This is a genomic window from Pseudomonas sp. ENNP23 (assembly GCF_001728945.1).
GTDB lineage: Bacteria > Pseudomonadota > Gammaproteobacteria > Pseudomonadales > Pseudomonadaceae > Metapseudomonas > Metapseudomonas otitidis.
In genome coordinates, this window is record NZ_LYSP01000022.1 from 86,017 (window position 1) to 96,494 (window position 10,478).

Consider the following 10,478-nt stretch of genomic DNA (forward strand, 5'->3'; position numbering starts at 1 on the left):
CCTTCAGGGCATCGCCAAGACCGGAGGCGAGGCCATCAGCGGTCGTGGATCACCATCACCTCCGGCGCATCGCCCAGGGCCTGCCACTGCGGCCGGTACATGGACTCCACCTGGGGTGGCGGCACGCGGTAGGTGCCGGGGGTCACGGCGCGGGCCAGGTAGAGCAGGTGCGTGATGTCGTAGCCGCTGACGTCCACGGCGGCTACGTAGCGGTCGTCGCGGAACTCCTGGTGCTTGATGGCCGCCCCCTGCATGGACTCCTGCAGGCCGCGCACTTCCTGGCTGGCGTCCTGCAGGCTGGCGGCGCTGTGGGCCAGGTTCTGGTTCTCCGGCTCCAGGCCGGCGGGCAGCAGGTCCACCACCAGGGCGTCGGGGGTGCGCTCGTGGGCCTGCACGCTGAGGTGCACCAGCACCAGCTGGCCGCTGCGCAGGTCGCGGATGTCCACGGGCGTGCCGTCCAGGCCCAGGTAGTCGCGCTGGATCGAGAGGTTCTCGCCGCCCGCCTTCGGTGCCTGTGCCGGGTAGCCGGACAGGGTCAGGCGCTGGTACAGCGGCGCCGGGCTGCGGCTGGTGAGGGTCAGCGGTTCGGCCAGGGCCTGCTCGTCGAGGCGCAGGTTGGCGTGGTCGCGGTCCAGGGTGCGGGCCTGCCCGGCGATGTCCAGGCTGGCCTGCCAGTCCGGCTCGGGCTTGCCGATCAGGTGGCGACCGGCGAGGAACAGCGCGTTGCGCTCCTGGGTCGACAGCCAGTCACGGCCGGCCAGGCGATCCGACAGCGGGAACAGGCGGGCGTCGACCTGATCCGGCGCCAGGCCGCTTTCCTCCAGCAGGGCGAGGATCAGCGCCTCGTCCCGCAGGGTGCTGCCGTAGTCGGCGTACCAGCCGTCGCCACGCACGGCCTGGGCCGCCAGCCCGGCCTCCAGCGCCTGGTCGGCGCGGGGCTGGTCGCCCATGGCCTTGAGGGCCACGGCCAGTTGCACCAGGGCCAGGCCCGAGCGCGAGTCGGCACGCCGCTCGAACAGGCTGCGCAGGGCACCGAGGGGTGCCTGCTGGGTGCGGGCCAGCACGTAGCCGGCGTAGGCCTGCACGGCGAAGCGGCTGTAGTCGCTGTTGTCGGTGTAGTTCACGTCGATCTGGTTGCGGTCCTGCAGGTAGCGCAGCAGGCGCTCGTTGGCCTTGGCGAGGGCGGCGGCGGGCACGTCGAAGCCCTGCTCGCGGGCGCGCTGGAGGAAGTCGGTGACGTAGGCGGTCAGCCAGGGTTCCTCGTCGCTCTCGTTGCTCCACAGGCCGAAGCTGCCGTTGAAGCGCTGCATGCCCAGCAGGCGCCCGATGCCGATGGCGATGGCCTTGCGCCGCTGCTCGTCGGGCTCGTCCTCCAGGCCCAGGCGCTGGCGGGTAGCGGCGTCGAGGTAGAGCGAGGCGTAGAGCCCGCTGGTGGTCTGCTCGGCGCAGCCATAGGGGTAGGCGCGCAGGGCGCGGATGTGCTCGGCGATGTTCAGCGGCGGGCGCGCGGACACCGACAGCCGGACCTCGCGGCCGATGGTCTCGAAGGCCGCCAGGGTGCCGGCGGGCAGGCTCCAGCTGTCGCCCTTGAGCACCGCGCGGAAGCTGCGGGTCTGCGCCGGCCAGGCCGGGCGGATGCCCAGGGTCCAGTCACGGGTCAGCGGTGCCAGGGCCTCGCCGGGCAGGGCCAGGCCGTTGACCGTGACGCGGATGCTGCCCTGGCCGAAGCCACTGAGGGCGCGCACCGGCACCCGCAGGGTGGTGCGCTGGCCGTCGGCCAGTTGCAGCGGGGTGGTCTGCCCGGCGGGGGCCTCGGCGAGGCGCAGCAGGCCGTCGGCCTCCAGCTTCACGTCCAGGGCCTGGGGCTGGCCGGAGAGGTTGGTCAGGTCGAGGGCGACGCTGGTCTCGTCACCGCCGGCGAGGAAGCGCGGGGCGGCCAGTTCGGCCACCAGTGGCGCGGCCACCACGGTCTTGCCTTCGGCCATGCCGTAGCGTTCGTCGGTCCACACCTGGGCCATCAGCCGCAGCTCGCCGTTGAAGTCGGGGATGTCCAGGCTGACGTCGCCTTCCCCCTGCTCGTCGAGGGTCACCGGCACGCTCTGCAGGGCCACCAGGCGCACCTTGCTCGGCGGACGCTTGCCACCGGCGGCGAGGCCGGCGTCACCGCCGAAGGCCAGGGAGGCGAGGCGCCCCTGGCCGGCTTCGATCAGTTGGCCGTACACGTCCAACTGGTCAGCGCCGTAGGCCTTGCGGCCGAACAGCGCGGCGAAGGGGTCGGGGGTGGCGTAGTCGGTGATGCTGAGGATGCCGGCGTCCACCGCCGCCACCAGCACATGGGCCTGGCGCGCCGGGGTGCCGTCAGCGTTCTTCGCTTGCAGGTGCACGGCCAGGGGCTGGTTGGGGCGCATCTTCTCGGCGGCGCGCAGGGTCAGTGCCAGCTTGCGCGGGGCGCGCTCCAGGGGCAGGTGCAGCAGGCCGACGGCGCGCTTGGGGGTGACCCGCTCCTTGCGCTCGCCAGGGCGCACCACCAGCGCGCTGACGTACAGGTCATGGCGGGTCCATACGCTGCTCACCGGGACCTCGAAGGTGCGGCCTTCGGCGGGCACGTCGATGTTCTGCCACCACAGCGGGCCGTCGGCGGATTCCACCAGCAGGTAGCCGCTGCCGGCCGCCGGCGGGGTGACGCTGATGCGCGCCACGTCGCCTCCGCTGTAGGCGGGCTTGTCCAGCACCAGCTTGACCTGGTCGGGGCGCACGGCGCCGCCTTCGGTGTTGTCCTGCCAGCGGTAGCCGGCCCAGAAGCGCAGGCTGCTGACCATCCCGGTCTGCGGGTCTTCCACCTCGACCCGATAGGGGCCCCACTGCACGGGGAAGCTGACGCGGGTGGTGCCGTTGGCGGCGACGTCCACCAGGCGTTCGTCGCTGATGAGGAATTTCGCGTTGTAGTGGTAGTTCCAGCCGCCGTCGTCGTCGTAGCTCCAGTAGTAGTCGCGGCGCTCGCGCACCAGGCGCACCTTGACGCCCTGGGCGGCCAGCTTGTTGCCCTCGGGGTCGGCGATCAGCAGTTCCACTTCGGCCATGCCGTTCATGTCCACCTGGTCGTCGGTGAACACGCCGCGCAGGCCGGGCAGGCGTGCAGCGGGCCACACCGGCTGCTCCAGGCGCCGGGTGACGGGGCGGCCGCCGGACTCCAGCAGGCTGGCCTGCAGGGTCAGCGACAGCGGCGAGCGGACGCTGGCCCAGCGGCTTTCCAGCTCCAGGGCGCCCTTGCCGGCTTCGTCGAGCTTGACCTCGTCCAGCTCCACGTCCTGGCTCAGCTCCTCTTCGGTCACCGAGCCGAACTGGTAGCCGGGCAGTGCCTTCACCGCTTCGCGCAGCGGCCGCACGTAGAGCTGGCCGGTGAGGCGGTTGCCGGCAGCCGGGGCGCCGTAGAGGTAGCGCCCCTGCACCTGGAAGCGGGCGACGTCGCCGGGTTCCAGGGGCGTGTCGCTGCCCTTGATCTCCAGGGCCATGCGTTCGGGGAGGAAGTCCTCCACCTGGAATTCGTAGAGCTGCTTGTGGCCGTTGCCGAGGTCAATGAGCAATTGCCAGCGGCCGGCGGGGGCGTCCCCCGAAAGGGCCAGTTGGTGCTGGTAGAGGCCGTTGGCGTCGGGGGTCCAGACGAAGTTCTGGCTGACCTGGTCGTCCGGTCGGCGCACTTCGACGCTCACCGGCTGGGGCGCCAGGGCGCGGCCGTCGCGGTCACGCAGCAGCGCGTTGAGCAGCACGGTCTCGCCGGGGCGGTAGAGGTCACGCGGGCCGAAGACGAAGAACTGCAGCGGTTGCTGGGCCGGCCCGGCGATGTCGAACTCGGACAGGTCCAGGGCCGGCGTGTCCAGGCGCAGCAGGCTGATCTGGTCGCCCTGGTGGCCCACCAGCACGCGGCCCTTGTCGGTCAGCGGCAGGCGCAGGTGGCCCTTGTCGTCGGTCTTGCCCTCGGCCAGCACGGCACCTTCGGAGTCGAGCAGTTGCAGGTTCACCTCGGCCTGGGGCTTGCCGCCCTCCAGGGCCTGGGCGAAGACATCCAGGCGGCCGCCGAAGCGGTGTGCGGAAAGGCCGATGTCGCTCAGGGTGAACAGCGTGGCGGGGTTGCTGTAGCTGTAGCGGCCAGCGCGGCGCATCACCGCCAGGTACACGCCGGCCGGTTTCAGCGGCTCGATGCCGGCGATGGGCAGCAGCAGGTTCTCGCGGGTGTTGGGCGCGGGCTTGAGGTCGAAGCGCCCGGAGTAGACGAGGTCGGCGGTGCGCAGCAGGGCGTCGCTGTCCCAGTAGCTCATCTGGCTGCGGCGGCCCCAGCGGGCGAGCAGCTTGGGCAGCTCGGCGGGGCGCACGCGGAAGAAGTCGACGTCCACAGCGTCGACGTTGAGGGCGATCACCGGCAGGCCTTCGGCAAGACGGCTGGGCAGCAGCGAGCCGCGGCTGGCAAAGCCCACCGAGGGCTGCAGGTCGCGGGTGCGCAACTGGCTGACGCTGGCGCTGGCCAGGCGGGCGTCGTTCACCCCGCGCAGGCCGGCGTCGATGGTCAGCTCCAGGTCACGCTTGGGCTGCAGGTGGCGCAGGCGCAGCTCCATGAGGGTGTCGTCCAGCTCCCAGGCGCCGTCCACCTTGCCGCTGGCCTTGTCCACCAGGTGCAGGCGTTCGGCGAAGGGCTGCTCCGGGTCCAGCGGCACGGAGAAGCTCACCGACAGGGCGCTGGCGCCGTCGAGCTGGACTTCGGAGATGTCCACCACCTTCAGCTCGCGGCCGGCGTAGCGCTTGGCCAGCGCAGCGGTGTCCACCGGCGCGCGGGGCGCCTGGACCTGGGCAGCGGGTTCGGCGGCGGCCTTCTCGGCGGTGTGTTCGGGGGTGGAGGAATCGCAGGCGGCAAGCAGCCCCAGCGAGAGGGCCAGTAACAATCCTTTGTACGACGACATGGTGACTCCGGGGCGGGACGCGCGGCTGCGCGCGCGGCAACTATAGACGAGCCGTGATGCCAGTAAAGTCGCCGCCTTCACGCTTTGGACGGCGTACATGTTCCGCTTGGGTCTGTTCTCAATCCACGCAGGCAGTTTCTGGAGACGCCCTCCAGTCGACGCCTCACGCGCTTGCGCCGCTATACTGCGCTGCCCTTGCGGAGCCCGAGAATGAGCCCGATTCGCGACGCCTGGCGGCACCGCCCCACCCACCGACGGGTGTGGGGACTGGCCGCGCCGATGATCCTCTCCAACGTTTCCGTGCCCCTGGTGGCGCTGGTGGACAGCACCGTGGTCGGCCACCTGCCCCATGCCCACCAACTGGGCGCCGTGGCGGTGGGCAGCATGCTCTACACGCTGATGATCGGCGTGCTCGGCTTCCTGCGCATGGGCACCACCGGCTTCGCTGCCCAGGCCGCCGGACGGGCCGATGGCGGTGCGCTGCGCCAGGTGCTGCTGCAGGGCCTGCTGCTGGCCGGGGTCCTGGCGCTGGGCCTGGGGCTGCTGGCCCTGCCCTTCGGCCACCTGGCCCTGGGGCTGATGGCGCCCTCGGCGGAGCTGGACCAACTGACCCGCGAATTCTTCCACCTGCGCCTGCTGGGGCTGCCGGCGGCCCTGGCCAACTACGCGCTGGTGGGCTGGTTCCTCGGCACCCAGAACGCTCGGGCGCCGCTGGCGATCCTGCTGGGGACCAACCTGGCGAACATCGCCCTGGCGCTGTGGTTCGTGCTCGGGCTGGACTGGGGCGTGGCCGGCGCGGCCAAGGCGGCGGTGACGGCCGAGTGGTTCGGCGCACTGATCGGCCTGGCGCTGACCCGGGGCGCGCTGCGGCGCCACCCGGGGCGCATCGTGGCGGGTGCCTTGCGCCGCTGGGCCAGTTGGCGGCCGCTGCTGGCGGTGAACCGCGACATCTTCATCCGTTCCCTGGCGCTGCAGTTGGTGTTCTTCCTGCTCACGGTGCAGGGCGCGCGACTGGGCGATGCCACGGTGGCGGCCAACGCGCTGCTGCTCAATGGCCTGCTGGTGACCGCCTATGCGCTGGACGGCCTGGCCCACGCGGTGGAGGCCCTGTGCGGCCACGCCATCGGTGCCGGCAACCGCGCGGAGCTGCGCCGGGCCCTGGTGGTGGCGGGTGGCTGGTCGCTGATCGCCAGCCTGGGATTTGCGCTGTTCTTCCTGCTCGGCGGCGGGCTGTTCATCGACCTGCAGAGCGACATCGCCGAGGTGCGCGCGGTGGCCCACCGCTACCTGCCCTACCTGGCGCTGCTGCCGCTGGTGGCGGTATGGAGCTACCTGCTGGACGGCCTGTTCATCGGCGCCACCCGCGCCCGCGAGATGCGCAACGCGATGCTGCTGGCGGTGCTGCTGAGTCTGCCGCTGGGGCTGGCCCTGGCGGGCCTGGGCAACCACGGGCTGTGGCTGGCCTTCCTGGGCTTCATGGCGCTGCGCGGCCTCAGCCTGGCGGGCCTGGCCTGGCGCCTGCAGCGACACGATGCCTGGTTCGCCGGGGCGCCTGTGCCCTCGAACGCTTCCCCCTCCCCTGCCCGCTGAAGGAGCCTGCCATGGCCGATGCGATTGCCGCCTACCTGCACTACCTGTCGATCTTCCTGCTGTTCGCGCTGCTGGTGCTGGAGCACCGCCTGTTCAAGCTGCCGCTGGACCTGGACCGGGCCCGCAGCCTGATGCGCATCGACATCGCCTACGGCATCACCGCCAGCCTGGTGCTGGCCACGGGGCTGGCGCGGGTGCTGTGGTTCGGCAAGGGCAGCGCCTACTACCTGCACAACAGCCTGTTCCACGCCAAGGTCGGGCTGTTCGTGCTGGTGGCGCTGCTCTCCACCTTCCCTACGGTGGTGTTCCTCGGCTGGCGCAACAGCGTCAAGGCCGGCCAGGTGCCGGTGCTGTCGCCGCGCACCGGCAAGCTGCTGGTGATCACCCTGCGCGCCGAGCTGACCCTGCTGCTGGTGCTGCCGCTGCTGGGCGCGCTGATGGCGCGGGGGTTCGGGGTGATCGGCTGAGCCTTACTGGCGCATCCCCACGGCCAGCCGGTTGAAGGCGTTCATCAGGGCGCAGGCGAAGCTGAGGTCGCTGATCTCGGTGTCGCTGAAATGCGCCTTGAGCGGCTCGTAGGCCGAGTCGGGGGCGCCGCTGCCTTCCAGCCGGGTCAGCGACTCGGCCCATTCCAGCGCGGCACGCTCGCGCTCGCTGTACAACCCGCTCACTCGCCAGCCGGCCAGGGCATCCAGGCGGGCCTGCTGTTCGCCGCCGGCGCGCAGGGCGCGGCTGTGCATCTCCAGGCAGAAGGCGCAGCCGTTGATCTGCGAGATGCGCAGGTACACCAGTTCGATCAGGGGCTTGCCCAGGGGGCTGTCCTGCAGGGCGTTCTTGACGCTGAGCAGGCCCTGGTAGGCACGGGGGGACAGTTCGCTGTACGGCAGTCTGAGTGCGCTCATGGGAGGGCTCCGATGGGGTTGAAGTAGGGGTGGGTGTCCAGCCGGGCGCGGATCTGCTGCTCGGCCTGGGCGACGGCTTCGGGGCCCTGGGCGAGCCCCTGGAGGTGGAAGAATTCGACGTGGTGCAGGCCGATCACTCCGAGGATGTGGCGCAGGTAGGGGGTGAGGAAGTCGGCTTGGCTGGCCCGCGCGCCCAGGTAGGTGCCGCCGGAGCTGATGACCACGAAGCAGGGCCGGTCTTCCAGCAGCCCGTCCTTGGTGCCGTTGCGCAGGGTGAAGGTGCGCTGGATGCGCACCACGTAGTCGAGCCAGAGCTTGAGGCAGGCCGGCACCATGTAGTTGTGCATGGGGGTGGCGATCAGCAGGTGGTCGGCGGCCTCCACTTCACGCACCAGGGTTTCCGATACGGCGAAGGCGGGGTCGTCCTGGGCGGCGCGGGTCATGAGGGCGCGGGCATAGTCGCCGGTCAGCGGCGGCAGCGGTTCAGCCACCAGGTCACGCAGTTGCAGGTCGCTGCGCGGTTGCAGGCGCGCGGCCATCTCGCGGGCCAGGCGGCCGCCGAGGGAGGCTTCGCCGTTGGGGCTGCAGTCGATGAGCAGGGTTCGGGGCATGGGGTCCTCCGGGTCAGGTGAGAAAACGGCTGAAGTGCAGGCCGGTGGCGAGCAGGCCCTGGCGGAAGTAGAAACGCTGGGCGAGGGCGTTGGCCGGGGCGGTGTCCAGCACCAGCTTGGCGCACCCGTCGGCGCGCGCCAGCCGCTCCACCTCCGCCAGCAGCGCGGCGCCGACGCCCTGGCTGCGGGCGCCTTCGGCGGTGACCAGGTCGTCGACGTAGACGAAGCGGTCGTGGATCAGGTTGTCCTGGGTGCGGTAGCCGGCCAGCCCGAGCAGGCGGCCGTCCTGGCTGGCGGCCAGCAGCCGGTAGCCCTGCTGGCGCTGCCGGGCGATGCGCTGGACGAAGGCCTCGGCGTCGGTCAGGCGCGGGCGCAACTGGTGCATCAGGCCGAAGGCCGCGCGCAGGGCGGGTTCGTCCGCTTCGAGGTGGTGCAACTGCAGGGGGGCGTCGCTCATGGGGGCTGTCCGGTGGGGGGTTGGGCGCTACTCTAGGGCGCCCTTGTCCCAGCCTACAGAGCCAAGATTCGAGGAAATGACCAGGCCATGACCACCCGCCCGTCGCTGGACCGCACCCTCGACACGCCGCTGTTCCTGCAGCTCTACCAACGCCTGCGCGAGGCCATCGAGCAGGGTCGCCTGGCGCCAGGGGCGCGGCTGCCCTCGCTGCGGGCCCTGGCCAGCGAGCTGAACCTGGCGCGGGGCACGGTGGAGGCGGCGTACCAGATGCTGATCGGCGAGGGCTATGCGGAGGCCCATGGCCCGGCCGGCACGCGGGTGTCGCCGCGCCTGGGCGGCAGCCTGCCGGAGCGCCCGGCCACGCCGGAGCCGGCCCCCATGGCGGCGCCAGCCGAGGCGCCCCGGCTGGCGCCGTTCCAGCTCGGCCTGCCGGCCCTGGACGCCTTCCCCCGCAAGCTGTGGACGCGCCTGGTGCAACGCCACCTGCGGGCCCTGGCCGGCCCGGCGATGATGACGCCCGACCCGGTGGGCCACCGCCCGCTGCGGGAAAGCCTGGCGGCGTACCTGGGGGTGTCCCGGGGGATTCGCTGCGCGCCCGAGCAGGTGTTCATCACCACCGGCCACCTCGCCAGCCTGGCGCTGGTGCAGCGCACGCTGATGCGCCCGGGGGACCGCATCTGGCTGGAGGACCCGGGCTATCACCACGCCCGCGAGATGCTCGCGGCGCTGCCGCTGGACTGCGTGCCGGTGCCGGTGGACGGCGAGGGGCTGGTGGTGGAGGCCGGTTGCCGGCGGGCCGCCGATGCGCGCTTCGCCCTGGTCACCCCGACCCACCAGAGCCCCACCGGGGTGGCGCTGTCCCTGCCCCGCCGCCTGGCCCTGCTGGACTGGGCGCGCCGGGCCGAGGCCTGGATCATCGAGGACGACTACGACAGCGAGTACCGCTACCACGGCCGCCCGCTGCCGGCGCTGAAGAGCCTGGACGAGGCCGGCCGGGTGCTCTACGCCGGGACCCTGAGCAAGGTGCTCTACCCCGGCCTGCGCATGGCCTACCTGGTGGTGCCGGCGGCGCAGGTGGAGGCCTTCGGCCACAGTGCGCGGCTGTTCCCCAGCGGCTGCCCGGAGCTGATGCAGGCGGCCCTGGCGGACTTCATCGAGCAGGGGCATTTCGCCCGCCACCTCAAGCGCATGCGCAGCCTCTATGCCGAGCGCCGCGCCCACACGCGGGAGGCGCTGCTGGCCGCGTTTGGCGAGGGCCTGCGGATCGACCAGCAGGCCGGCGGCATGCACCTGCTGGCCTACCTGGCAGACGGCGAGGACGACACCGCCATCGCCCAGCGCGCCCGCCAGGCGGGGCTGGCGGTGGTGCCACTGTCGCGCTGGCGCCTGGAGAGCCGGGGCGCACCGGGGCTGGCGCTGGGCTTCACCAACATCGCCACCCCCGACGAGGCCCGGCACCTGGCCCAGCGGTTGCGGGCCGCCGTCGAAGCGACCGGGTAAACACCCAAACGTAGGGTGGGCTTCAGCCCACCGCTTCTGTCTGGAAGCCCGTGCCGAACGGTGGATCGGCGCTCACCGGATGGCGCCAAGGCCCCCGTAGGATGGGCTGAGCTGTGCGAAGCCCATCAACGCGGGCTGGGCGTGGATTGATGCGGTTCGCCGAGCTCACCGCATCCTACGGGCTCACACCGCTCCGGCGTCGAGACGGTGGATCGGTGAAGCGCGATACACCCTGCGGGGCGGTGGGGGTGGAGGCGCACGTCGGGGTGGAGGACGCTCTTTTCATCCACCAATTACCGGCGCCCAGATCCTGGGGATAACACCCGAAACCTGCGCAATAGAAGGTGGATCGGCGCTCACCGGATGGCGCCAAGGCACCCGTAGGATGGGCTGAGCTGTGCGAAGCCCATCACCGCGGGCTGGGCGTGGATTGATGCGGTTCGCCGAGCTCACCGCATCCTACGCA

At 71.7% G+C, this 10,478-nt stretch carries 7 protein-coding genes; 3 read left to right on the forward strand and 4 right to left on the reverse strand.

The window, feature by feature from the left end:
* Positions 1-35 precede the first annotated feature (35 nt).
* A complete protein-coding gene (locus A9G05_RS14090; RefSeq protein WP_069561578.1) occupies positions 36-4,952 on the reverse strand; it encodes an alpha-2-macroglobulin in 4,917 nt (1,638 codons plus the stop codon).
* Positions 4,953-5,162: 210 nt separating this feature from the next.
* Here A9G05_RS14090 and A9G05_RS14095 point away from each other — a divergent pair, with 210 nt between their 5' ends.
* Both A9G05_RS14095 and A9G05_RS14100 read left to right on the forward strand, forming a co-directional pair.
* Positions 5,163-6,542, forward strand: coding sequence for an MATE family efflux transporter (locus A9G05_RS14095; protein WP_069561579.1), 1,380 nt, complete (start codon positions 5,163-5,165; stop codon positions 6,540-6,542).
* Between the two features lie 11 nt (positions 6,543-6,553).
* A complete protein-coding gene (locus A9G05_RS14100) occupies positions 6,554-7,009 on the forward strand; it encodes a DUF2214 family protein (protein ID WP_044411196.1) in 456 nt (151 codons plus the stop codon).
* A 3-nt stretch (positions 7,010-7,012) separates the two neighbouring features.
* Here the strand turns inward: A9G05_RS14100 and A9G05_RS14105 are convergent, their stop codons facing one another.
* Genes A9G05_RS14105 through A9G05_RS14115 form a run of 3 tightly spaced genes read right to left on the reverse strand, consistent with a single transcriptional unit; the run spans position 7,013 to position 8,512 of the window.
* Positions 7,013-7,444, reverse strand: coding sequence for a carboxymuconolactone decarboxylase family protein (locus A9G05_RS14105; RefSeq protein WP_069561580.1), 432 nt, complete (start codon positions 7,442-7,444; stop codon positions 7,013-7,015).
* Positions 7,441-8,055 carry an FMN-dependent NADH-azoreductase gene (locus tag A9G05_RS14110; RefSeq protein WP_069561581.1) on the reverse strand — a complete coding sequence of 205 codons (615 nt, stop codon included), beginning with the start codon at positions 8,053-8,055 and terminating at the stop codon, positions 7,441-7,443. The genes A9G05_RS14105 and A9G05_RS14110 overlap by 4 nt, the downstream gene beginning before the upstream one ends.
* Before the next feature lie 13 nt (positions 8,056-8,068).
* Positions 8,069-8,512 (reverse strand): GNAT family N-acetyltransferase, encoded by a 444-nt coding sequence (locus A9G05_RS14115; RefSeq protein ID WP_069561582.1) that lies wholly within the window; start codon positions 8,510-8,512, stop codon positions 8,069-8,071.
* An 87-nt stretch (positions 8,513-8,599) separates the two neighbouring features.
* Between A9G05_RS14115 and A9G05_RS14120 the strand changes: the two genes are divergently transcribed.
* Positions 8,600-10,012, forward strand: a complete 1,413-nt coding sequence (locus A9G05_RS14120) for a PLP-dependent aminotransferase family protein (RefSeq protein WP_069561583.1) — start codon at positions 8,600-8,602, stop codon at positions 10,010-10,012.
* Positions 10,013-10,478 lie beyond the last annotated feature (466 nt).